At 64.4% G+C, this 21526-nt stretch carries 22 protein-coding genes and 1 pseudogene; 10 read left to right on the forward strand and 13 right to left on the reverse strand.

Annotated elements, in window-relative coordinates; all coding sequences use genetic code 11:
- The first annotated feature begins 105 nt into the window (after positions 1 to 105).
- The gene (locus tag H1D44_RS04240) at positions 106 to 489 is read left to right on the forward strand and encodes a gamma-butyrobetaine hydroxylase family protein (RefSeq protein WP_181513611.1); all 384 of its coding nucleotides are present in this window, start codon (positions 106 to 108) and stop codon (positions 487 to 489) included.
- Between the two features lie 49 nt (positions 490 to 538).
- On the opposite strand, the gene H1D44_RS04245 is transcribed toward H1D44_RS04240, so the two are convergent.
- Complete coding sequence (locus H1D44_RS04245) at positions 539 to 2641, reverse strand: methyl-accepting chemotaxis protein (RefSeq protein ID WP_181513612.1); 2103 nt, start codon at positions 2639 to 2641, stop codon at positions 539 to 541.
- A 73-nt stretch (positions 2642 to 2714) separates the two neighbouring features.
- On the reverse strand, positions 2715 to 3902 hold the full coding sequence (locus H1D44_RS04250) for an ABC transporter substrate-binding protein (protein WP_181513613.1): 1188 nt from the start codon (positions 3900 to 3902) through the stop codon (positions 2715 to 2717).
- Positions 3903 to 4110: 208 nt separating this feature from the next.
- Between H1D44_RS04250 and ubiE the strand changes: the two genes are divergently transcribed.
- Genes ubiE through tatC form a run of 7 tightly spaced genes read left to right on the forward strand, consistent with a single transcriptional unit; the run spans position 4111 to position 9051 of the window.
- The gene (gene ubiE / locus H1D44_RS04255) at positions 4111 to 4878 is read left to right on the forward strand and encodes a bifunctional demethylmenaquinone methyltransferase/2-methoxy-6-polyprenyl-1,4-benzoquinol methylase UbiE (RefSeq protein WP_181513614.1); all 768 of its coding nucleotides are present in this window, start codon (positions 4111 to 4113) and stop codon (positions 4876 to 4878) included.
- Positions 4879 to 4885: 7 nt separating this feature from the next.
- A complete protein-coding gene (locus H1D44_RS04260) occupies positions 4886 to 5524 on the forward strand; it encodes a ubiquinone biosynthesis accessory factor UbiJ (RefSeq protein WP_181513615.1) in 639 nt (212 codons plus the stop codon).
- Entirely contained in the window at positions 5524 to 7146 is a 1623-nt protein-coding gene (gene ubiB, locus H1D44_RS04265) for a ubiquinone biosynthesis regulatory protein kinase UbiB (RefSeq protein WP_181513760.1), read from the forward strand. The genes H1D44_RS04260 and ubiB overlap by 1 nt, the downstream gene beginning before the upstream one ends.
- A gap of 30 nt (positions 7147 to 7176) precedes the next feature.
- Complete coding sequence (locus H1D44_RS04270; protein WP_181513616.1) at positions 7177 to 7512, forward strand: phosphoribosyl-ATP diphosphatase; 336 nt, start codon at positions 7177 to 7179, stop codon at positions 7510 to 7512.
- Positions 7513 to 7558: 46 nt separating this feature from the next.
- Entirely contained in the window at positions 7559 to 7819 is a 261-nt protein-coding gene (gene tatA, locus H1D44_RS04275; RefSeq protein WP_181513617.1) for a Sec-independent protein translocase subunit TatA, read from the forward strand.
- A 6-nt stretch (positions 7820 to 7825) separates the two neighbouring features.
- Positions 7826 to 8269: a Sec-independent protein translocase protein TatB gene (gene tatB, locus H1D44_RS04280; RefSeq protein ID WP_181513618.1), complete on the forward strand. Its 444-nt coding sequence runs from the start codon at positions 7826 to 7828 to the stop codon at positions 8267 to 8269.
- On the forward strand, positions 8266 to 9051 hold the full coding sequence (gene tatC, locus H1D44_RS04285; RefSeq protein WP_181513619.1) for a twin-arginine translocase subunit TatC: 786 nt from the start codon (positions 8266 to 8268) through the stop codon (positions 9049 to 9051). Before tatB ends, tatC begins: the two co-directional genes overlap by 4 nt.
- A gap of 79 nt (positions 9052 to 9130) precedes the next feature.
- Here the strand turns inward: tatC and elbB are convergent, their stop codons facing one another.
- Entirely contained in the window at positions 9131 to 9793 is a 663-nt protein-coding gene (gene elbB, locus H1D44_RS04290; RefSeq protein WP_181513620.1) for an isoprenoid biosynthesis glyoxalase ElbB, read from the reverse strand.
- Between the two features lie 237 nt (positions 9794 to 10030).
- Between elbB and hemB the strand changes: the two genes are divergently transcribed.
- Entirely contained in the window at positions 10031 to 11029 is a 999-nt protein-coding gene (hemB, locus tag H1D44_RS04295) for a porphobilinogen synthase (RefSeq protein ID WP_422671650.1), read from the forward strand.
- 70 nt (positions 11030 to 11099) lie between these two features.
- Here the strand turns inward: hemB and H1D44_RS04300 are convergent, their stop codons facing one another.
- From H1D44_RS04300 to rho, 8 genes are all read right to left on the reverse strand, one after another.
- Positions 11100 to 11612: a DUF3087 family protein gene (locus H1D44_RS04300; RefSeq protein WP_181513622.1), complete on the reverse strand. Its 513-nt coding sequence runs from the start codon at positions 11610 to 11612 to the stop codon at positions 11100 to 11102.
- A 75-nt stretch (positions 11613 to 11687) separates the two neighbouring features.
- Positions 11688 to 12770 carry a 3-deoxy-7-phosphoheptulonate synthase gene (locus tag H1D44_RS04305; RefSeq protein ID WP_181513623.1) on the reverse strand — a complete coding sequence of 361 codons (1083 nt, stop codon included), beginning with the start codon at positions 12768 to 12770 and terminating at the stop codon, positions 11688 to 11690.
- A 294-nt stretch (positions 12771 to 13064) separates the two neighbouring features.
- Positions 13065 to 13196, reverse strand: coding sequence for a hypothetical protein (locus H1D44_RS21145; RefSeq protein WP_275299069.1), 132 nt, complete (start codon positions 13194 to 13196; stop codon positions 13065 to 13067).
- 62 nt (positions 13197 to 13258) lie between these two features.
- Positions 13259 to 13381, reverse strand: coding sequence for a hypothetical protein (locus H1D44_RS21150; protein WP_275299068.1), 123 nt, complete (start codon positions 13379 to 13381; stop codon positions 13259 to 13261).
- Between the two features lie 92 nt (positions 13382 to 13473).
- Complete coding sequence (folM, locus tag H1D44_RS04310) at positions 13474 to 14187, reverse strand: dihydromonapterin reductase (protein ID WP_181513624.1); 714 nt, start codon at positions 14185 to 14187, stop codon at positions 13474 to 13476.
- Positions 14184 to 14963, reverse strand: a complete 780-nt coding sequence (locus tag H1D44_RS04315) for an NAD(P)H-flavin reductase (protein ID WP_181513625.1) — start codon at positions 14961 to 14963, stop codon at positions 14184 to 14186. Before H1D44_RS04315 ends, folM begins: the two co-directional genes overlap by 4 nt.
- Entirely contained in the window at positions 14960 to 16459 is a 1500-nt protein-coding gene (gene ubiD / locus H1D44_RS04320; RefSeq protein ID WP_181513626.1) for a 4-hydroxy-3-polyprenylbenzoate decarboxylase, read from the reverse strand. Before ubiD ends, H1D44_RS04315 begins: the two co-directional genes overlap by 4 nt.
- Before the next feature lie 72 nt (positions 16460 to 16531).
- Entirely contained in the window at positions 16532 to 17791 is a 1260-nt protein-coding gene (rho, locus tag H1D44_RS04325; RefSeq protein ID WP_181513627.1) for a transcription termination factor Rho, read from the reverse strand.
- A gap of 457 nt (positions 17792 to 18248) precedes the next feature.
- On the opposite strand from rho, the pseudogene H1D44_RS04330 reads away from it, so the two are divergent.
- Positions 18249 to 19205: pseudogene (locus H1D44_RS04330) on the forward strand (Ppx/GppA phosphatase family protein); the annotation flags it as partial.
- Between the two features lie 8 nt (positions 19206 to 19213).
- On the opposite strand, the gene tilS reads toward H1D44_RS04330, so the two are convergent.
- Both tilS and accA read right to left on the reverse strand, forming a co-directional pair.
- Positions 19214 to 20521, reverse strand: a complete 1308-nt coding sequence (gene tilS, locus H1D44_RS04335; protein WP_181513629.1) for a tRNA lysidine(34) synthetase TilS — start codon at positions 20519 to 20521, stop codon at positions 19214 to 19216.
- Positions 20505 to 21458 carry an acetyl-CoA carboxylase carboxyl transferase subunit alpha gene (gene accA / locus H1D44_RS04340; RefSeq protein ID WP_181513630.1) on the reverse strand — a complete coding sequence of 318 codons (954 nt, stop codon included), beginning with the start codon at positions 21456 to 21458 and terminating at the stop codon, positions 20505 to 20507. The genes tilS and accA overlap by 17 nt, the downstream gene beginning before the upstream one ends.
- Between the last annotated feature and the right edge of the window lie 68 nt (positions 21459 to 21526).

The following is a 21526-nucleotide window of genomic DNA, read 5'->3' on the forward strand; positions in this document are numbered from 1 at the left end:
TTCGCCAGGGATGGTGAATGTAGCGCCCAGGGATGGGTTCACAGCGCCTCCGCGAAGTGCCTGTCGCCGGACAGCTGCGCTTCACCAATGCAAGCGGAGTCCTGCATGACAGTCCCCATCCCCAGCAAGATTCACTACCACAAGAAGGCCCGCGAGCTGGAGCTCAGCTACGCCGACGGCGAGAGCCATCGACTGCCGGTGGAGTATCTGCGGGTCTACTCCCCCTCCGCCGAGGTCCGCGGCCACCACCCCAGCCAGGCCGTGCTGCAGGTCGGCAAGAAGGACGTCGGCCTCAAGAACATCGAGCCGGTGGGCCGCTATGCCGTCAAGCTCGTCTTCGACGACGGCCACGACAGCGGCATCTTCAGCTGGGAGTACCTGTTCGAGCTGATCGAGCACCGCGAAGCCTACTGGGCCGATTATCTCCAACGCCTGGAAAAGGCCGGGGCCAGCCGCGAACCGCTGGGCATCGAGATCAAGCAGCTCTAAGCCCTGGCGCCATCGCCAAGCATATGCATGACGATGGCACTCGCCTCGCTTACTCCCGACTCAGGGGGGAAGAGAGGAGCAGGGTGTCGGGCGAAACCTCGCTCACCTGGAAATGGCCGATGAGCGCCTCCATGGCAGCAGCCCGCTCGTCAAGCGAGCGACTCGCACTGGCCGCCTCCTGCACGAGCCTCGCATTCTGGTGAGTCACCTGATCAAGCTGGGAGATGGCCTGATTGATCTGCTCGATGCCTGCCGACTGCTCCTCGGTAGCATGAGCAATCTCTCCCACGTGATGTGTCACACTCGAAAGACTGTCGACAATGCTCTTGAGATGGTCGCTCGTCGCCGCTACCAGCTCTGCCCCCTCTTCCACTCGACGAACGCTCTCGCCGACCAGCTGACGGATCTGCTCCGCTTCCTCGGCGCTACGCCCGGCCAGCTTGCGAACCTCGGCCGCTACCACGGCAAAGCCGCGGCCCTGCTCACCGGCACGTGCCGCCTCCACCGAAGCGTTGAGCGCCAACAGGCTGGTCTGGAAGGCCAGGTCGTCAATGGCAGTAATGATCGAAGTGATCCGCTCACTCGACTGCCGTATGCCCACCATGGCCGCATCGGTACGGGCCGCGACATCACCGGCCTGGTTCGCCCTGCGGCTGACATCGCCGCTGGCGTCCCTGGCCCGATGGGCGTAATCGGCCGTCTGGCGCACGGTTGCAGTGATCTGCTCGAGACTCGAGGCGGTCTCAGCCAGCGAAGCCGACTGCTCTTCGGTGCGCTGAGACAGGTCTTCATTGCCGGAGGCAATCTGCCGGCTGCTTACGGCAACCTCACTGGCGCTGCGACGAACGCTGGCGACGATGCCTTCAAAGGTTGTCATCATCTGATTGAATGCTTGTGCCGTCCGTCCAATTTCATCGCCACGGGTCACATCGAGCCGCTTGGCCAAATCGGCACTCGTCCCCGCTGCACCGCCGATACTCTCCATCTGCTGGCGCATCTGACCCAACGGTCCCAGCACCCTGATCATGGTCCGCCAACCGAACACGACCATGACCAGGATCACGACCAGCATCACGGCGAGCTGCAGGAGCTGCCCGGCGCTTGCCAGCTCTTCGGCACGACCGGCCGCCTCGTCCGCCTGAGCCACACTGAATGCCTCGACCTCGGAGAGGACTCCCCGCATTGCCGACATAGCTTCGCTGACAGCATCGAGCGCCCGCTGCTGCTGGGTTTCGAGCTCCAACTGCTGCAGGCGCAAGTCGTAGACCGCATCCTCACGCCCCACGAGCATGGCTTCCAGCTCGTCGACGATGTCACGCAGTGCGACAGCCAATGCCTCTTGCTCGCTGTCGGCCTGGGTGGACCCCGCGATACTGGCGAGCAACTGCCGGGCCAGCGTGATCTGCTGATTGATCTGGTTATAGCGCAAGTCGGTGAGGGTATCAGGAGTATCCGCCTGGGTGAGCTGACGGCCCATATCGGCAAGCAAGGCGACCGCCATGCGCACCTCTCCGCTGAGCTGAGCGATATTGGTTCTCTCTCCGACAGACTGCACCAGCAAGGCGGTCGGCAAGGTCGTCATGCCTTCTTCCTGCCAGGCTTCGATTTGTTCACGCAGCGTGATCTGCTCTCGAACGCCACGCAGCATGGCCCGCCCGGCCATATTTTCAGCGCTCTGCATGACCTCTCCGATCCGAGCCTGCATCTCACGGATTCGCTCGCTCATACTGGCTCCGAGCACGATACCGTCGTGACGCACTCGCTCCAGCGAGGCGTCTGCCTCGAGAAGTTCACGATAGCTCCTGTCCAACTGGGCCAGACGGGCTGCCAACTCGGCATCACTTTCAGTCTGTAATGAACTGCGCGAACGCTGGAATCGTGCAGCCAGATCTTCCTGAGACAGAGCCGCCTGCAAATCAGCTTCAGTTCGGGCCACCAGCAGCTCGGCATGACGCTGGCCGAAGAAGCCCATGCTTTCTACCATGCCGCGGCTGGCAGCCTGTAGGGGTAGCACCTCCTTCAATATGAAGTGCTGCGAGCCGACCAGGCGCTGGCTGGATAAGAGGCCGGTCGTGGCCAGCACGACCGACCCGAGAACGGCTGCCAGAAACAGGCCAACCAGCATGGCTCTTATACTGAGAACTCTTTTCATATCGGTACCTTCGGGTTGCGCTTGATTGCAAGTACGCCTTCCGCTGGCCCCTTGTCTCAGATAAGGATGGGATTCATGGCAGCAGGCCGGACGACCAGTCCAGCAGCTCGAAATGTCCGTGTCGGATACGCGTAGGCCAGACGGCATCGCTCGCCTGGTGATCCCCGATGCCGAGCGAGACCGGGTCGCCCAAGCCAAGGTCTACCTCTCCCAGACCCAGAAGCGCATCCACCAACTTCTCGCGGTCGGGGTTCTCACCTGCAGCCTCGAGCCCCTTTATGAAGAGTGATGCGGCAAGGTAGCCTTCGAGAGAAATGAAGCCGGGCTCGGCACTCTGGTCATGTCGCGCAAGGGCATCGCGGTAGGCATGCACCGCTGGAAGATCGGCATCCAGGGGCGGCACCACCTGTGTCACGATCACCCCCTCGGCCATTTCTCCCAGCTCATCCGCCAAGGCCTGGCTTCCGACGAAGGAAACGTTGAGGAAGAGTGCTTCCGGAAGGTCTGTTCTAGCTTCCCTGATGAAGTCCGCCGCAGGTCCATAGGTTCCAACGATGATGATGGCTCGGGGCGTGACAGGAGCCTGAAGGATGGTAGCCAGCCCCTGGTGGATGTTGCGCGTGTTGCGCGTATAGCGCCCATGGGCAAGATCCTGCGCATCGTCGAATCCATGGGCCTCCAGTGCCCGGATGCCACCGATGTAGCCAGCATCACCGTAGCCATCGTTCTGGGTGAAGAATGCGATCTCTTGCGGCGCTATCCCCGCCTGGAGCAGGCCTTCAATCATGGCGGCCGTTTCCTGGACGTAGCTAGCCCGGTAGTTGATGACATAACGATCGGGCGGCTCCAGGCGCAGCCCCCCGGCGCCTGTAAATGCCCCATAGAGCAGAGTCTGGTGCTGCTGATGCAGCGGTATGGTCACGATCGCCGTAGGGGTGCCCACATTGCCGATCGAGGCCAGGATCTCTTCCTCTTCGATCAGTTGCCGTGTCTCGGGCGCTGCTCGCAGAGGCTCGTAGTGGTCATCCCTGCTGAGCAGCACGAGTCGCTTCCCATGTACCCCGCCAGCGGCATTCACTTCGGCGAAGCGAGCCTCGATTCCCTCGCGCATTCCTGTTCCCAGCGAAGCAGAAGCGCCACTGAGAGGAGCCACCAAGCCCATCTTTAATTCGCCCGCTGAAGCAAACGGGAGCCACAGCAGCCCGAGAACCCCCACGAGCTGCCAGCACAAGAGCCTTCCGCCTAGACGACATTTCTTCATTTCCCTCACCTCCCGATATTGGCTACTACCTATGACAATATCGGAATGGCCAAAGGATTCTTTATTAGTGGAAAGGCCTCTGAGGCGTTATGTCGCAGCCTGGCCACTGTCTATGCCTCCCAAGACAAGGACGCTGAGGGAAGGCTACAATGTGGCCCAACATGAGGCCCGGCCTCACCTTTCGCAGCGATTCGGGAGCCTTTCACGCATGAGCCCTCACTCCACTCCGGGAGACCAGCGCACGACTCACTTCGGCTATCAGGAAGTGCCGATCGAGGAGAAGGCCTCGCGCGTGGCCGACGTCTTCCACTCCGTGGCGGCGCGCTACGATGTCATGAACGACCTGATGTCGTTCGGCGTGCACCGGCTGTGGAAGCGGCTCACCATCGAGCGCTCGGGCGTCAGGCCCGGTCACAGCGTGCTCGATATTGCCGGCGGCACCGGCGACCTGACGCTGAAGTTCTCGCGCATGGTCGGCCCCCGCGGCCGCGTGGTGCTGGCCGACATCAACGAATCGATGCTGCGGGTCGGCCGCGACAAGCTGCTCGACAACGGCGTCGGCGGCAACGTCGAGTACGTGCAGGCCAACGCCGAATGCCTGCCCTTCCCCGACAACAGCTTCGACTGCATCACCATTGCCTTTGGCCTGCGCAACGTCACCGACAAGGATGCCGCGCTGCGTTCCATGGCTCGCGTGCTCAAGCCTGGCGGCAGGCTGCTGGTGCTCGAGTTCTCCAAGCCGACCAACCCCCTGCTCACCCGGGCCTATGACGAGTACTCCTTCCGCCTGCTGCCCCTGATGGGCCAGATGGTGGCCAACGACCCCGACAGCTATCGCTACCTGGCCGAGTCGATTCGCATGCATCCGGACCAGGAGACGCTCAAGGCGATGATGGAAGGGGCGGGACTGGAGCGGGTCGAGTACACCAATCTCACCGGTGGTATCGTCGCACTACATCGCGGCATCAAGCTTTGAGGTCGCAATGACGTTGACTCCGTCCCTGCTGCTGGCCGGCATCGAGCGCTCCCTCAATGCCCTGCTCGCCCGCGACCTTGCCGCGCCAGCTCGTCTTTCGCGCCTGGCCGGCAGCCGGCTGTTGCTGCGCCTGGAGCATCCCGCCCTGACGGTGCTACTGAGCTTCCACCATCACGGCGTCGATCTGATGCGCCAGGAAGAGCCCGACGAGGGCATGGCCGACACCGTGGTCGAGCTCGATTGCGAAACCCTGGGAGAACTGCTCGGCGGTGAAAGCATGGAGCGACTCATGTTCCACGGCAAGCTGGCGGTTCGTGGACGCGTGCACCTGCTCGAGGAGGTACGCGACCTGTTCTTCGATCTCGACATCGACTGGGAAGGCGAGCTGGCCCGCTGGCTTGGCGATGTGCCCGCCCACAGTCTCGCCGAAGGGTTGAGGCGTATGGCCCGCTGGGGGTTACGCGCGCAGCAGGAGATGCGTGCCGACATTGCGGAATACGTGTTCGAGGAGGCCCGCCTCTTGCCCGGGCGCCAGCAGATCGAGACCCTGCGCGATCATCTCACCGAACTCGAGGTCGCCGCCGACAGGCTCGAAGCCCGCCTTGCCCGGCTGCGCCGGCGGCTGGAGAGCGAGGCAGAATCATGATGGGGTTTCGCCTGCTGCGCATCCTCTGGGTGATCACACGCTACCGCCTGGATACCCTGCTGCCGTTGCAACGCCTTCCCTGGTGGCTGAGGCTTGCCTTTCTCTTTTCACCACTGAGGCTGGTACCGGTGGGCCGCTGCAGCGGCGGTGAGCGCCTGCGCCTGGCGCTGGAATCGCTTGGCCCGGTGTTCGTCAAATTCGGTCAGTTGCTCTCCACCCGCCGCGACCTGTTGCCGGAGGAGATCGCCGACGAGCTCAGGCGCCTGCAGGACCAGGTGCCCCCCTTCCCCGGCGACGAGGCGCGTGCGCTGGTAGAGTCCGAGCTGCGCATGTCGGTCGAGGTCGCCTTTGCCCACTTCGAGCCCGAGCCACTGGCCTCGGCCTCCATTGCCCAGGTCCATGCTGCCCGCCTACACACCGGCGAGGACGTGGTGGTCAAGATCATACGCCCCGCCATCGACAACATCATGCGCCAGGACATGGCCCTGATGTACCGCGTGGCCGGCGTGCTGACGCTGATCCCCGAAGCGCGGCGCTTGCGCCCGGTGGAAGTCGTTCGCGACTACGAATCGACCCTGTTCGACGAGCTCGACCTGCGCAAGGAAGCCGCCAACACCTCGCAGCTCAAGCGCAACTTCCTCGATTCCCCGCTGCTTTACGTGCCGAGCATCCATTGGTCGCTGACTCGCAAGCGAGTCATGGTGCAGGAGCGTATTCACGGCATCCCGGTGGCCGACATCGCCGCGCTCAAGGCCCAGGGCACCGATCTCAAGCGCCTCGCCGAGCGCGGCGTGGAGATCTTCTTCACCCAGGTCTTTCGCGACAACTTCTTCCATGCCGACATGCACCCGGGCAATATCTTCGTCGCCCGCGAGCGCCCGCAGGATCCGCAGTACATCGCCATCGACTGCGGCATCGTCGGCAGCCTGACCCGCGAGGACCAGGACTACCTGGCGCGCAACCTGCTGGCCTTCTTCCATCAGGACTACTATCAGGTGGCCGCGCTGCACATCGAGTCGGGCTGGGTCGGCGAGGAGACCCGCGCCAACGAGTTTGCCGCCGCCATTCGCACGGTGTGCGAGCCGATCCTGGAGAAGCCACTCAAGGACATCTCCTTCGGGCAAGTGCTGCTGGGGCTGTTCCAGACCGCACGACGCTTCAACATGGAGGTCCAGCCACAGCTGGTGCTGTTGCAGAAGACCCTGCTCAACATCGAGGGCCTGGGCCGCCAGCTCTACCCCGATCTCGACCTGTGGAGCACCGCCAAGCCCTATCTGGAGCGCTGGATGGAGGAGCGTGCCGGTGCGGTAGGCCTGTGGGAATCGCTCAAGCGGCAGGCACCGGAGCTGTCGCGCCAGCTGCCAGAGCTGCCCTCGGTGGCCCATCAGGCACTGTCTCGCATCGAACACGAGCATCGCCAGCGCCGCCGCCAGGCGCTGGCACTGGGTGGGATCCAGCGCCAGCTGCGCGAAGGTCGACGCGGCGGGCGCCGGCTGCGCCTGGGCGTGCTGCTGGCCGGCCTGGCCCTGGCCTGGCAACCCTTGACCGAGTGGGCCGCAAACCAGCCCTGGCCGGTGCTGATCGCCGCCTTCATCGGCCTCCTGCTGCTGGCCTGGCAATGAACTTGATCCATCGCAATCGGAGTCGCCCGCATGCGTGATATTCTCGATGAACTCTTCGACGTCCTGCACCAACGCCGCAGCGCCGACCCCGCCGATTCCTACGTCGCCGCCTTGCATGACAAGGGGCTGAACAAGATACTCGAAAAGGTCGGAGAGGAAGCCACGGAAGCCCTGCTGGCAGCCAAGGACGCCGAGCACGGAGGTGAAGCCGAACGCCAAGCGCTGGTCGCCGAAACCGCCGACCTGTGGTTTCATAGCCTGGTGATGCTTTCGCATCTCGGACTCGACCACCGGGACGTGCTCGACGAACTGGCCCGGCGCTTCGGAATCTCAGGGCACGAAGAGAAGGCCGCAAGGTCAAAGTGAACATGACTTCCGGATCCGCCGGAAACACGACTCAGAGGTAACCTTCATGTTAGGTGGCATCAGTATCTGGCAACTGCTGATCGTACTCGGCATCATCATTCTGATCTTCGGCACCAAGAAGCTGCGTAACGTCGGCTCCGACCTGGGAGGTGCGGTCAAGGGCTTCAAACAGGCCGTCAATGAGGAAGAGAAGGACGACAAGCCTCAGGCCAAGGTGACCCACGAAGAGCAGCCCAACACCTATGACGTTCGCGCCGAGGAGAAGAAGGCAGCGGACAGCGTCGAGGAACGGGAAGAGCGCAAGTAATCCCTCATGTTTGATATCGGCTTCCTGGAACTCCTGATTCTTGGGGTTGTCGCGCTGCTGGTGCTCGGCCCCGAGCGCTTGCCCAAGGCTGCACGTACGGCAGGGCTGTGGATCGGCAAGATCAAGCGCACCGTATCGGGCATGCAGCGCGAGATAAACTCGCAGCTCGAGGCAGAGGAACTGCGCCAGAAGCTCAAGGAGCAGCAGTCCAAGCTCGACGAGAGCCTCAACAAGGCCAAGCGCGACGTGGAGAGCATTGCCCAGCCCTACACGTCGTCGACGCCGCGCAAGGGCGATGGTGAACGCAGCGACACCTCCCGGCAGAAGCCGGACGACGAGCCGACACCCGCGCCGGCATCGGCGCGCCTCGACGATGCCCTGAACAACGCCAGGGCTGCCGGCGACGACGCCTCCCCCTCTGATAATGACAAGGATGCCGCTTCACGATGAGCGACTCCGATGACAAGCAGGAACTTGGCCAGGCTCCCCTGATCGAGCACCTGATCGAGCTGCGTTCGCGTCTGCTGCGCTCGATAGTAGCGATCTTCGTGATCTTTTTGGGGCTCTACCCGTTCGCCAACGAGATCTATACCTTCGTGGCCCAGCCATTGATGGCCCTGCTGCCGGAAGGCTCGCAGATGATCGCCACCGAGGTGGCCTCACCGTTCCTGGCCCCGTTCAAGCTGACCCTGGTGGTGGCGGTGTTCGTGGCCATTCCCTATGTGCTGCATCAGGCCTGGTCTTTCGTCGCCCCGGGACTCTACGATAACGAGAAGGCGCTGGCCCTGCCGCTGCTGGCCTCGAGCGTAGGGCTGTTCTATGCTGGCGCGGCCTTCGCCTACTATGCGGTCTTCCCGCTGCTGTTCCAGTTCTTCACCCAGACCGGGCCGGAGAACGTGGCGGTGATGACCGATATCAACCAGTACCTGAACTTCGTCCTGAAACTCTTCTTCGCCTTCGGCGTGGCCTTCGAGATACCCATCGCCACCTTCCTGCTGGTGACCACGGGAGCCACCACGGTGGAGAGCCTGTCAAGAAAGCGTCCCTATGTCATCCTGGGCTGCTTCGTGGTGGGCATGCTGCTCACCCCGCCTGACGTGATCTCCCAGAGCCTGCTCGCCGTGCCCATGTACCTGCTCTACGAAGTGGGTATCCTGTTCGGGCGCCTGGTTCGTCGACGTCGCAGCAAGGCAGCCCAGGCGGAAGCCGACGAGAAGCAGGAGGAGAGCTGAGCAGGCCACCCGCTCGACCTTGCAACGCAAGCGCCCCCGCTTCGCAGGAAGCGGGGGCGCTTTTCGTTACCGCACTGGATCAGAGGTCCATCAGCTCGTCGATACGCTCCACCAGCTTGAATATCCCAGTGGCTGCCTCGCCGATTCGCGTGGCAAGCATGTAGGCCGGCGTGGTCACCACGCGGTTCTCGAAATCCACCACGATGTCCTCGACGCCACAGCTGCGATGCAGGCCACCCATGGAGCTGATGGCGCCGGAGACGCCGGGGTCGTGGCCGACGGTCACGGCGATGCCCGGCCCCAGCAGCTTGGGCACCAGCGCCGGCGCGATGCACATCAGGCCGATGGGCTTGCGCGCCTCATGGAAGGGCGCCAGCGCCTCGACCAGTTCGGGCAGCGGCTCCATGTCGCTGCCTGCCTCGGCAAAATTTGACAGGTTCTTGGCCGCCCCGAAGCCCCCAGGCAGGATGACGGCGTCGAATTCATCGGCCTCGAGCTCGTCCAGCGGAGCGATGTCGCCCCGTGCCAGCCGCGCCGACTCCACCAGCACGTTGCGCGCTTCCCCTTCGAGTACGTCCCCGCTGCGATGGTCTATCACATGATGCTGCATGATGTCCGGTGCGAAGCAGCGATGACCGATACCCAACTGATCCAGCCGGAGCAGGGTCAGAGTGGTTTCGTAGATCTCGGAACCATCCTGCACGCCGCAGCCCGACAGGATGACCGCCACTTGTTTGCTCATGCGTTTCTCCTTGTTGTGCACGCGCCTCAGGCGCAAGGCACTGCCTATAATCCGAAGCCAACACTGTAGTGAGTCGCGGCGGGTGCGACAAGGCGCGACTTCCCGCAAGAGGCGTCACTGATATACTCCGTGCATACCGCTTTCGCTTTCATTGAACTGTCACTCTTCCCGGGCACACTGGCGCCAGCTGACCCATGGCGACCGTGGCCCCCAGCCGGAGTAACCATCTTGAGTTTCATGACCACGCGCCAATTCCCCGCCACCCGCATGCGCCGCATGCGCCGTGACGACTTTTCGCGCCGCCTGATGCGGGAATCGACCCTCACCGCTGCCGACCTGATCTGGCCGGTGTTCGTCCTCGACGGCGAGAAGCGCCGCGAAGCCGTGCCCTCGATGCCCGGCGTCGAGCGCCTGTCGCTGGATCTGCTGATCGAGGAGGCTCGCGAGGCACGCGATCTCGGCATCCCTGCCCTGGCGCTGTTTCCGGTGGTGGAGCAGGCGCTGAAGAGCGAATACGCCGAGGAGTCCTACAGCGCCAACGGGCTTGTCCAGCGCAGCGTGAGGGCGCTCAAGGACGCCGTGCCGGAGCTGGGCATCATGACCGACGTGGCCCTGGACCCGTACACCATCCACGGCCAGGACGGCATCATCGACGACAGCGGCTACGTACTCAACGACCGCACCGTGGAGACACTGCTCAAGCAGGCCCTGTCCCACGCCGAGGCTGGCGCCGATGTCGTCGCGCCATCGGACATGATGGACGGGCGCATCGGCGAGATTCGCCAGGTACTCGAACAGGAGCACCTGCCCAACGTGCGCATCATGGCCTACAGCGCCAAGTATGCCTCGCGCTACTACGGCCCCTTCCGCGACGCGGTGGGCTCCGCGGCCAACCTGGGCAAGGCGGACAAGCGCACCTACCAGATGGACCCGGCCAACAGCGACGAGGCGCTGCACGAGGTAGCCCTGGACCTGGCCGAGGGCGCCGATATGGTGATGGTCAAGCCCGGCATGCCCTACCTCGACGTGGTACGTCGCATCAAGGATGAGCTCAAGGTGCCCACCTACGCCTATCAGGTGAGCGGTGAATACGCCATGCACATGGCCGCCTTCGACAACGGCTGGCTCGACCCCGACGAGGTGATACTGGAGTCGCTGATGTGCTTCAAGCGCGCCGGCGCCGACGGTATCCTGACCTATTTTGCCAAGCGGGCGGCAACACTGCTCGCTTCCTGAGCGCAACACCGGTCGGCACGGACGTCCTGCCGGGTTCGCACGCTAGGAGCCGGGGTAGCCCCGGCTCCGTTCAGCTCTTGCGGAAAGCCGACAGGTCATTGGGGTCGAAGCCCTCGACCCGCTCGGGCAGTCCGCGCTCTTCGCGCAGTCGGCCGATCCTGGCACGCTCGCCCAGCAGCTCGGCATCATCGTCCAGGGTGCGCCCGTTGAGTTCGGCCAGCTGCGCCATGCCCTGGTGATAGGCAGTCAGCAAGTGCAGGGCGACGTGGTTACCCTGCTCCGTTTCCCGGCGCAGGGTGGAAAGGTAGCCGCTCAGCCGGGAGAGATGATGCTTGAGCTGCCAGACATATCGCATCTCCGTCATCCAGGGGCGCTCGCGCAGCACGGCAAAGGTCAGGCTGGTGACCAGCAGCCCGAGGAACACGCCAAGGGCGTTGAGCCACAGGCTCGAGCCGAAAGCCGCCACCAGCAGTTGGGAAAAAATCAGGCCGAAGACGATCAGCTGGCCGGCCATGGCCAGGCTGATTATCCTCGCCTTGCGGCGATAGGTTTCCGGATCGTGGTGCTCGAAGGTAAAGGACATGCGGGCTTCCTGTTGCAGCGAGATGCCGGGATTATCCCGGCATCGGCCGCCAAGGTACAGCCACACCGGCCAGGCTCAGCGCAACCGCCCGGCCGCCTCGAGCAGCAGGGCTTCGGTGGCCTGCCAGCCCAGGCACGGATCGGTCACCGAAACGCCATGGCGCAGCGCACCTGGCGCAAGGTCCTGGCGCCCCTCTTCCAGGTGGCTCTCGAGCATCAGCCCCATGAGGGCCGTCTCGCCCGCCTCCCGCTGGGCCACCACATCGCGCAGCACCTCGGCCTGGCGGCGGTGATCCTTGCGTGCGTTGGCGTGGCTGCAATCCACCATCAGACGCGCAGGCAGCCCGGCCGCTTCCAGACCCCTGCGGGTCTCCGCCACCGAACGACTATCATGGTTGGGCCCAGGACGACCGCCCCGCAATACCACATGGGTGTGGGCATTGCCGCTGGTCTCGCGCAGCGCTGGCCGGCCCTGCTCGTCAAGCCCGAAGTGCTGGTGAGGGTATGCCGCGGCACGAATGGCATCCACGGCGACGCCCACATCGCCGCTGGTGGCATTCTTGAAGCCGACGGCCGCCTCGAGGCCGCTGGCAAGCTCGCGATGCAGCTGCGATTCGGTGGTCCGGGCGCCGATCGCGACCCAGGAGAGCAGGTCGTCGAGGTAGGCGGCAAGCATCGGCTGCAGTACTTCGGTGGCCACCGGCAGGCCCAGTGCGGCGACCTCATGCATCAAATGGCGTGAAAGGTGCAGACCTCTGGCCATGTCGCCGCTGCCGTCCAGATCGGGGTCGTAGGCGAGCCCCTTCCAGCCCACCGTGGTACGCGGCTTCTCCACGTAGACCCGCATGACCGGAAGCAGGCGGTCACTTATCCTGGGCGCCAGCTCGGCCAGGCGATGGGCATACTCCAGAGCAGCCAAGGGGTCATGGATCGAACAGGGTCCAACCACCACCAGCATGCGGTCATCGTGACCGCTGACGACAGCGCGGATGGCGCGTCGCTGGGCTGCGAGGCGCTCACTCACGTCGGCAGCCACGGGCAGTCGACGGCGCAGCTCTGCAGGTGTCGGCAAGGGCATCTCGACCCGGCTGGGGCGTGCGGCAAGCGCTTCGATGCGACTATCGGCAAGGCGTTCGGCGAGGGTAGCAGGGGCATTCATGTGAGTCATCTCCGTGAGCGTGGCAAGCATCGTGTCGTCGTGCCACCGGTCATCTCACGGTCGGAGGTGGCGCACTGAACCGACCGCGCAACGCTAAATCGCCAACCATAGCCCCAGCCATAATAGTCGTGGCGAGCGTGGTTGGCGAAAGTGGCGTTACGTGCGTTCATGATGCGTCTCCTCGGGTTGTATCCTTTTGGGGCCACTCAACGTGAAACCCCCGGTCGGGGTTGCCGACCGGGGGTTTCAGGGGAAGGCAACCCGCTTGGGGTGTGCCTTGACGACTGTCCTGCTTCAGCAGCCAGCCGCCAGCACACCGGCGCTAAACCAGTACCAATACTGACCGTCGAAACCGACGCCGCGCACAGGCGCCGCGCAAAGGGCGCGGTCACTGGCTATGGCAATCGAGGGTCGCTTCGAGGTCATGGTCGTCTCCTGATGATCTTTCTTCATCCTGCCGCATCGCGGCAAGCTTGGCAAGCCCGGCGTCAGGCCGCCACGGCACGGGTCACACCAATGATCAGCGGCAGCAGGTTGAGCGCCAGTATGGCCAGCAGGGGCAGCAGCCACAGCAGCCCGGTATCGTCGTGATAGTCCTTGAGGGGAGCCATATGAGCCTCCTTTTCCAGCAACTTTCCGTTGGCTTGCTCGTCATGTCGTGCTGTTGCCTGCGCTCCGGCAGGCAGCGTTGCTGATAGACAGTCTAGCGAAGATGGCAGCCGCCATCGACCGGCAGGGTGATACCGGTGACATAGCGGTTGTCGAGCAGGTAGCGCAGGCTCTGGTAGATCACCCCCGGCCCCGGCACCATCTCCATCGCCGACTTGGCCCTGGCCTTGTCGGCAGCGTTCTCATCGTCGCCTTCATCGAGCATGATCAGCGCCGGTGCGATGGCGTTGACCTGGATCTCGGGGGCGTACATGGCGGCGAAAGAGAGCGTCAGGTTTTCCAGTCCCGCCTTGGTGGCAGCGTAGCCGGCGTGTTTCCTGGAGCCCTTCTGCACCACGTAGTCGGTCATGTGAACGATATCCCGCTGGGGCTCGCCGCAGGCCTCGAGCAGCACGCGGCAGTGCAGGTTGATCAGGTAGGGCGCGAGCATGTGCACGCGAAACAGCCGCTCGAAAGTGGCGCCAGCCTGCTCATCCATTCTGTCCGCGGCACAATCGCTGGCGTTATGTACGATCGCTCGCAGCGATGCCGTTTGGCCCTTCAGTCGGGCGATGAAATCGAGAATGCCCGCCTCGGTGGCGAAGTCCGCCGCCAGGGTGACGATACCGCGGCTACGCAATGCCTCGAGTTCCGGCCGCTCGCGGCGATAGCTGACGATCACCGGGTGACCGTCCTCGACCAGGCGCTCGGCACAGTGGCGACCCAGGCGCTGAGCGCCACCGGTAATCAGGATCGGCGAAGCGCTCACCGCTCGCCACCCCGGCGAAGCACACCCGCGGTAGGCACCAATGGCTGGCGCGGCGCATAGGCAAAGACGTCGGAGAACACCCGCGACGGCTCCAGTCCCAGCGAGGCCAGCACGTCGACGCAGGCGTAGACCATGCCGGGCGACCCGGAAAGATAGACATCACTGGCACTGACATCCTCGAGGCTCTCCGCCAGGGCCTGGTCGATGCGGCCTCGGTGAGACTCGATGCGCTCTCCGCTTACAGGTGGCTCCGGCGCCACCTCGGTGACGAGATGGAAGCGCATGTTCTCGTGGCTCTCGGCCCACTGTCGCGCCAGGCTCTCGAGGTACAGGTCGCGCCGTTCGCGTGCCGCCCACCAAAGGTCGATGGGGCGCTCGGGGGCCAGGTGCAACGAGGCCTCGACGATCGCCTTGATCTGAGCGAAGCCGGTTCCGGCTGCCACCAACAGCAGGGGTCGCTCACTGGTGGTGTCCAGTACGCAATCCCCGCCCGGCAGGCGCAGCGTGAGATGGTGGGCAACCACGACCTGTTCACGCAACCGGGCTGAATTCTCGCGCTCCGGCCAGTGCTGGATATGCAGTTCCAGGGTACCGTCGCCAGTGTGGGCACTGGCAATGGAGAACGGCACCCAGGTCTCGTCGTCCAGCTTGAGTTCGAGATACTGACCCGGCTCGTGGGCCATGGCCTCGGCGCGCCCTTCCAGGCGCACACGGAACACGTCGGGGGTCAGGTCCTCCACTGCCGTCACCAGGCAGCTCAGGGTCCTCGGGGTCATGCAGGCCTCTTGTCGTCAGGGTGTGGGGGCAGCTCGATGCCCAGCTCGTTCCAGCGCTCGCTGACGCGGGCCTTGACGGCCTCGTCCATGACGATGGGCGTGCCCCATTCTCGATCGGTCTCGCCGGGCCACTTGCTGGTGGCGTCGAGCCCCATCTTCGAGCCCAGCCCCGCCACCGGCGAAGCGAAGTCAAGGTAATCGATGGGGGTGTTTTCGACCATCACGGTGTCCCGGGCGGGGTCCATGCGGGTGGTGATGGCCCAGATCACGTCTTTCCAGTCGCGGGCATCGACGTCATCGTCGAGCACCACCACGAACTTGGTGTACATGAACTGGCGCAGGAAGCTCCAGACCCCCATCATCACGCGCTTGGCGTGGCCCGGGTACTGCTTCTTCATGGTCACCACCGCCATGCGGTAGGAGCAGCCTTCCGGGGGCAAGTAGAAGTCGACGATCTCCGGGAACTGCTTGCGCAGGATCGGCACGAACACTTCGTTGAGTGCGACGCCGAGAATCGCCGGCTCGTCGGGCGGTCGCCCGGTGTAGGTCGAGTGGTAGATGGCATCGCGGCGCAGGGTCATGCGCGTCACCGTGAACACCGGGAACTCGTCGACTTCATTGTAGTAGCCGGTATGGTCGCCGTAGGGGCCTTCCGGTGCCGTGTCGTCGGGGTAGATGAAGCCTTCCAGAATGATTTCTGCCGACGCAGGCACTTCCAGATCGGCGTGGCCGCACTTGACCAGCTCGGTGCGCGAGCCTCTTAACAGCCCGGCGAAGGCGTACTCGGAGAGCGAGTCCGGTACCGGGGTCACCGCGCCGAGAATCGTCGCCGGGTCGGCGCCCAGCGCCACCGCCACCGGGAAGGGTTCGCCGGGATTGGTCTGCTGGAACTCCAGGAAATCGAGCGCGCCGCCGCGGTGCGACAGCCAGCGCATGATCAGGCGGTTCTTCGACAGCTTCTGCTGGCGATAGATACCCAGGTTCTGGCGCTTCTTGTGTGGCCCGCGGGTGACCACCAGCGGCCAGGTGACCAGCGGCGCGGCGTCGCCCGGCCAGCAGTGCTGGATCGGCAGGCGGTCGAGGTTGACGTCGTCGCCTTCGAGTATTACCTGCTGCACCGGGGCACTGCGCACCGTCTTCGGGCCCATGCTCATCACTTGCTTGAAGATCGGCAGCTTGTCCCAGGCGTCGCGAAAGCCCTTGGGCGGGTCGGGCTCCTTGAGGAAGGCGAGCAGCTTGCCCACCTCGCGCAGCGCCTCGACGCTGTCCTGACCCATGCCCAGGGCGACCCGCTTCGGCGTACCGAACAGGTTGCCCAGCAACGGCATGTCATGGCCCTTGACGTTCTCGAACAGCAGCGCCGGGCCGCCGGCACGCAGGGTGCGGTCGCAGATTTCGGTAATCTCGAGGTAGGGGTCCACCTCGGCTGAAACTCGTATCAGCTCGCCCTGGGCCTCCAGGGCGGCGATGAAATCGCGCAGGTCCTTGTACTTCATTGCAATTCCCGTTTCCGGAACGACGAAAGGGGCAGCTTAGCATGCCGCCCCTTTCTGCACCGCCGATCCCGCTTAGCGGCGCTTCATGGCTTCGAAGAACTCGAGATTGGTCTTGGTATCTTTCAGGCGGTCGATGAGGAACTCGGTGGCCGCGGTGTCTTCCATCGGGTTGAGCAGCTTGCGCAGGATCCACATGCGCTGCATCTCGTCCTCGGAGGCGATCAGGTCCTCACGACGAGTGCCGGAGCGGCGGATATTGATCGCTGGGTAGACACGGCGCTCGGCGAGCTTGCGGTCCAGGTGGGCTTCCATGTTGCCGGTGCCCTTGAACTCTTCGAAGATCACCTCGTCCATCTTCGAGCCGGTATCGACCAGCGCGGTGGCGATGATCGTCAGGCTGCCGCCCTCTTCGATGTTGCGCGCTGCACCGAAGAAGCGCTTGGGCTTCTCCAGGGCGTGGGCGTCGACACCGCCGGTGAGCACCTTGCCGGAACTCGGCACCACGGTGTTGTAGGCACGCGCCAGACGGGTGATGGAGTCGAGCAGGATCACCACGTCCTTCTTGTGCTCGACCAGACGCTTGGCCTTCTCGATCACCATCTCAGCAACCTGCACGTGGCGCGCCGGCGGCTCGTCGAAGGTGGAGGCAACCACTTCACCGCGCACGGTACGCGACATCTCGGTCACTTCTTCCGGACGCTCGTCGATCAGCAGCACGATCAGGTGACACTCGGGGTTGTTGCGCGTGATCGAAGTGGCGATGTTCTGCAGCATCAGCGTCTTGCCCGCCTTGGGCGGCGAGACGATCAGGCCGCGCTGGCCCTTGCCGATCGGGGCAGTGAGGTCGATGATGCGAGCCGTGAGATCCTCGGTGGAGCCGTTGCCGATCTCCATGCGCAGCCGCTCCTGGGGAAACAGCGGCGTGAGGTTCTCGAACAGGATCTTGTGCTTGGCGTTTTCCGGCTTGTCGAAGTTGATCTGGCTGACCTTGAGCAGCGCGAAATAGCGCTCCCCTTCCTTCGGCGGACGAATCTTGCCGGAAATGGAATCGCCCTTGCGCAGGTTGAAGCGACGAATCTGCGACGGCGAGACGTAGATGTCGTCCGGGCCGGCCAGGTAGGAGCTGTCGGCGCTGCGCAGGAAGCCGAAGCCGTCCTGCAGGATTTCCAGAACACCGTCGCCGTAGATGTCCTCGCCGCTCTTGGCGTGCTTCTTGAGGATGGCGAAGATGATGTCCTGCTTGCGTGAGCGGGCGAGGTTGTCGATGCCCATCTCGCGGGCAATCTCCAACAGCTCTGGCACGGGTTTTTGCTTGAGTTCGGTAAGATTCATCGGTGTGTTCGGAAGTGGCTCATGTCAGCGTGGCGGCACGGCGGCCGTGGGAAACGGTACGGAAAGAACGGTACGCCGCTTGGGTGCGTTCAGGGCCCGGGAAAGCTGCCGCTCATGCGCGATGTTCATTGCGGTACGACCACTGTGCGCAAGGGTCGCCGCATGGAATCGTGTTCGAGGGAGCAGCGCTTCTTGTCGCCTGGACTCATCGCCTGGTGCGTTTCAAGTGCCACTATGATTTCAGACACATGACAACGAGCGACAAAAAGGGGCTGACTGACGACTTGATGTTGACCGCGACGCGGTCGGAAAGCATTCGGAACAGGCGAACGCCTCGATGTTAGACAAGCCAGGCGTCGAACGCAAGTCCATGAATCAAGCCTGCACGATTGACACGCTACGGCCGGCGCCGCAACCTTTAGTCAATCGCCATCAGGATGCCTCGATGAACTCACCCATGGACCGGCCCCAACCTAGCTGTGATGAACCTGAGGAGCTACAGGCTTCGGGTATGCAACGCCTGGCGGCGATCGATCTCGGCTCCAACAGCTTTCACCTTCTTGTTGCCCATTACCAGGACAATCGCTTGCAAGTGGTGGCACGCTGCGGTGAGAAGGTCCAGCTCGCCGCGGGACTCGACGCCGAGGGGCGGCTCGATGAGGCCGCCATGCAGCGGGCACTGGACTGCCTGGCCCGGTTCGCTCCTCTGCTGGAGGGCGTCCCTGGAGACAGCTTGCGCGTGTTGGGCACCAGTGCACTGCGCACGGCACGCAACCGGCAGGCGTTCCTTTCCCGGGCTGAAGCGCTGCTGGGCTGTCCCATCGAGGTCATCGCGGGACAGGAGGAGGCCCGGCTGATCTATCTGGGTGCAGCTCACACCCTGGCCGAAAGCGGTCGCCGCCTGGTCGTTGATATCGGCGGCGGCTCCACCGAGTTCATCATCGGCGAGCGGATGCAAGCACTCAAGCTCGAGAGCCTGGACATCGGCTGCGTCACCCATACCCGCCGACACTTCGGCAACGGCGTGCTTAGCGAGGCCCGCATGCGCCGCGCCGAAGCGGACGTACTGGCCCAGCTCGAGTGCATCCAGCCCGCCTACCTCGAGCTGGGCTGGGACGAGGTCCTGGGCTCCAGCGGGACCATCAAGGCCGCCGCCTCGGTACTCGCAGCCAGCGGCGGCACGCCGGACGAAATCAGCAGAAGCGGCCTTGAGGCGTTGCGCCAGCGCCTGATCGACTGCGGCCATCTCGACCACGTCGCCCTGGAGGGGCTCAAGCCCGATCGCGCACGAATCTTTCCCGCCGGGATCGCCATCCTCGGCGCCATCTTCGAGGCATTCGGCCTAACCCGCATGCGCTATGCCGATGGGGCACTGCGTGAAGGAGTGCTGCATGACATGCTGGGGCGCCGAGCGGGGCGCCGCTAGACAGCGTCACCGGGGGAGGCGCGCCACCCCTCAGCCACCACCAGCCAGGCGAGTCGATCGAGCCGAAGTGCCGCTACCGGCTCTTCCCCGCTCCAGGCCACCAGCACCCGCTCCCGCTCCCAGGGCGGCATCCCTGCCTCCTGCAGCAAGCGCTTGAGATCACGGCTGCCGCGACCGGGCAGGCGCAGCCGCTCACCGCCCCGGCGAGGCATCAGGGTCAACCTGACCGGGGAGGATTCGGCAGGCGACAGCGAGACCTTCACCCGTCCCCATGGAGTCGCGAGCGGCTCCACACCGCTCCAGTCGACGCGCCAGTCGGCAGGCAGCGGGGCAAGGTGAGGCCGTAGGTAGAGATGGTCACGCCAGATCCGCGCCTCGACTTCTGCCCAATTCACCCGCACCTGGGCGTCATTCCGCGCCCCTAGCTGGGTGAGCAGGCTGTCGAGGCGTGCGAGCGGTGGCAACGACAGACCCAGCCGCTCACAGCAGTGGCGCAACAACAGGCGCTGGCGAGGTAGCGAGAGGAGGCTCAGTGGCGCCACCGGCAGGCGACCAGGTTCACCGCCGAGACCGGCCAGGTCCTGTGTTGCCAGCTCGCCGAGCAGCGCCTCGCCCTCACCGGCATGGACCGCACTGCTCGCCAGTGCCTGCGCGGCATGGGGCCAGCGCGACTGCAGCGCCGGCAGCACGCGATGACGCAGAAAATTACGATCAAGTGCTTCGCTGTCATTGGAAGGGTCGTCGATCCAGCGCAGCCCGAGCCGCTCGCCCTCGGCTTCGAGCTCGGCTCGGGAGCGAGCGAGCAGCGGGCGCTCGAGGCGCCTGCCCTGCCACTCACGGCTCCGGGGCATGCCAGCCAGCCCCCGCATGCCGCTGCCGCGCAGGGCGGCAAGCAGGAAGGTTTCGGCCTGGTCGTCCTGGTGCTGAGCCAGCCACAGCGTTTCTCCCTGCGACACGCGACGGGCAAAGGCTGCATAGCGTGCCTCCCGCGCTGCCCCCTCGAGGCCCTTTCCGGCGCCGAGATCGACCTTCACCCGTTCGACATGGAGCGGCACGCCGAGGCGTGAGGCAAGCCAATGGCAGTGCTGCGCGAAATCGTCGGCGGCATCCTGCAGGCCATGATGCACGTGAAGGGCATGCAGCGGGCGGGGATAGCGGCGGCAGGCCTGGGCCGCCAGGGTCAGCAGCAGGCTCGAATCCAGCCCGCCGGAGAGTGCGACCCAGACGACACGCCCCGGCGGGGTCTCCGCCAGGGCGTCGTCTATCAGGGCTTGCAGCGATTCTCTCTTAGGCTGGAGCGCCATAGCTCATCAAGCGCTCATACCGGCGCTCCAGCAGGGCGTCGGTCTCCATCGCCTCGAGTCGATCCAGGCTCGCCAGCAGCGACTCCTTGACTCGCTCGGCGGTGGTCAGCGGCTGGCGGTGCGCGCCGCCCAGCGGCTCCTCGATCAGGGTGTCGACGAAGCCCAGCTCCTTGAGCCGCTCAGCGGTAATCCCCATGGCCTGGGCGGCATCGGCGGCCTTCTCGGCGCTCTTCCACAAGATCGAGGCGCAGCCCTCGGGCGAGATGACCGAATAGGTTGAGTACTGCAGCATGGCCAGCTCGTCGCATACGCCGATGGCCAGTGCGCCGCCGGAACCGCCCTCGCCCACCACGGTGGAGAGGATCGGGGTCTTGAGCCGCGACATCACCGCCAGGTTATAGGCGATGGCCTCGCTCTGGCCGCGCTCCTCGGCGTCGATGCCGGGGTAGGCGCCGGGGGTGTCGATAAAGGTGAGCACCGGCATCTTGAAGCGCTCGGCCATCTCCATCAGGCGGCACGCCTTGCGGTAGCCTTCGGGGCGTGGCATGCCGAAGTTACGCCGTACCTTCTCCTTTACCTCACGCCCCTTCTGGTGGCCGATCACCATCACCGGACGGCCGTCGAGGCGAGCGATGCCGCCGACGATAGCCGGGTCATCGGCGAAGCGGCGGTCGCCGTGCAGTTCGTCGAAGTCGGTGAAAATATGCTCGAGGTAGTCCAGCGTATAGGGCCGCTGGGGGTGACGCGAAAGCTGCGACACCTGCCAGGGGGTGAGGTCCTTGAAGATCGACTCGGTAAGCTTGCGGCTCTTTTCCTCCAGGCGACTGATCTCGTCGCTGAGGTTGACCTGGCTGTCGTTGCCGACCAGGCGCAGCTCTTCGATCTTGGCCTGGAGTTCGGCGATGGGCTGTTCGAAATCGAGATAGTTGGGATTCATATTGGCTGGGCCGCCTTGTCATTGCTGTCGCCGGGGCATGATGAACGCTGTTCGTCCCGGAAGCCATA

This window comes from Billgrantia kenyensis (assembly GCF_013697085.1).
Classification (GTDB): domain Bacteria; phylum Pseudomonadota; class Gammaproteobacteria; order Pseudomonadales; family Halomonadaceae; genus Halomonas; species Halomonas kenyensis.

What these genes read in the sequence shown, in the direction of transcription:
- H1D44_RS04240 (WP_181513611.1), top strand. Translation starts at nt 106, where the DNA reads ATGACAGTCCCCATCCCCAGCAAGATTCACTACCACAAGAAGGCCCGC.
- H1D44_RS04245 (WP_181513612.1), bottom strand. Translation starts at nt 2,641, where the DNA reads ATGAAAAGAGTTCTCAGTATAAGAGCCATGCTGGTTGGCCTGTTTCTG.
- H1D44_RS04250 (WP_181513613.1), bottom strand. Translation starts at nt 3,902, where the DNA reads ATGAAGAAATGTCGTCTAGGCGGAAGGCTCTTGTGCTGGCAGCTCGTG.
- ubiE (WP_181513614.1), top strand. Translation starts at nt 4,111, where the DNA reads ATGAGCCCTCACTCCACTCCGGGAGACCAGCGCACGACTCACTTCGGC.
- H1D44_RS04260 (WP_181513615.1), top strand. Translation starts at nt 4,886, where the DNA reads ATGACGTTGACTCCGTCCCTGCTGCTGGCCGGCATCGAGCGCTCCCTC.
- ubiB (WP_181513760.1), top strand. Translation starts at nt 5,524, where the DNA reads ATGGGGTTTCGCCTGCTGCGCATCCTCTGGGTGATCACACGCTACCGC.
- H1D44_RS04270 (WP_181513616.1), top strand. Translation starts at nt 7,177, where the DNA reads ATGCGTGATATTCTCGATGAACTCTTCGACGTCCTGCACCAACGCCGC.
- tatA (WP_181513617.1), top strand. Translation starts at nt 7,559, where the DNA reads ATGTTAGGTGGCATCAGTATCTGGCAACTGCTGATCGTACTCGGCATC.
- tatB (WP_181513618.1), top strand. Translation starts at nt 7,826, where the DNA reads ATGTTTGATATCGGCTTCCTGGAACTCCTGATTCTTGGGGTTGTCGCG.
- tatC (WP_181513619.1), top strand. Translation starts at nt 8,266, where the DNA reads ATGAGCGACTCCGATGACAAGCAGGAACTTGGCCAGGCTCCCCTGATC.
- elbB (WP_181513620.1), bottom strand. Translation starts at nt 9,793, where the DNA reads ATGAGCAAACAAGTGGCGGTCATCCTGTCGGGCTGCGGCGTGCAGGAT.
- hemB (WP_422671650.1), top strand. Translation starts at nt 10,031, where the DNA reads ATGACCACGCGCCAATTCCCCGCCACCCGCATGCGCCGCATGCGCCGT.
- H1D44_RS04300 (WP_181513622.1), bottom strand. Translation starts at nt 11,612, where the DNA reads ATGTCCTTTACCTTCGAGCACCACGATCCGGAAACCTATCGCCGCAAG.
- H1D44_RS04305 (WP_181513623.1), bottom strand. Translation starts at nt 12,770, where the DNA reads ATGAATGCCCCTGCTACCCTCGCCGAACGCCTTGCCGATAGTCGCATC.
- H1D44_RS21145 (WP_275299069.1), bottom strand. Translation starts at nt 13,196, where the DNA reads ATGACCTCGAAGCGACCCTCGATTGCCATAGCCAGTGACCGCGCCCTT.
- H1D44_RS21150 (WP_275299068.1), bottom strand. Translation starts at nt 13,381, where the DNA reads ATGGCTCCCCTCAAGGACTATCACGACGATACCGGGCTGCTGTGGCTG.
- H1D44_RS04315 (WP_181513625.1), bottom strand. Translation starts at nt 14,963, where the DNA reads ATGACCCCGAGGACCCTGAGCTGCCTGGTGACGGCAGTGGAGGACCTG.
- ubiD (WP_181513626.1), bottom strand. Translation starts at nt 16,459, where the DNA reads ATGAAGTACAAGGACCTGCGCGATTTCATCGCCGCCCTGGAGGCCCAG.
- rho (WP_181513627.1), bottom strand. Translation starts at nt 17,791, where the DNA reads ATGAATCTTACCGAACTCAAGCAAAAACCCGTGCCAGAGCTGTTGGAG.
- tilS (WP_181513629.1), bottom strand. Translation starts at nt 20,521, where the DNA reads ATGGCGCTCCAGCCTAAGAGAGAATCGCTGCAAGCCCTGATAGACGAC.
- accA (WP_181513630.1), bottom strand. Translation starts at nt 21,458, where the DNA reads ATGAATCCCAACTATCTCGATTTCGAACAGCCCATCGCCGAACTCCAG.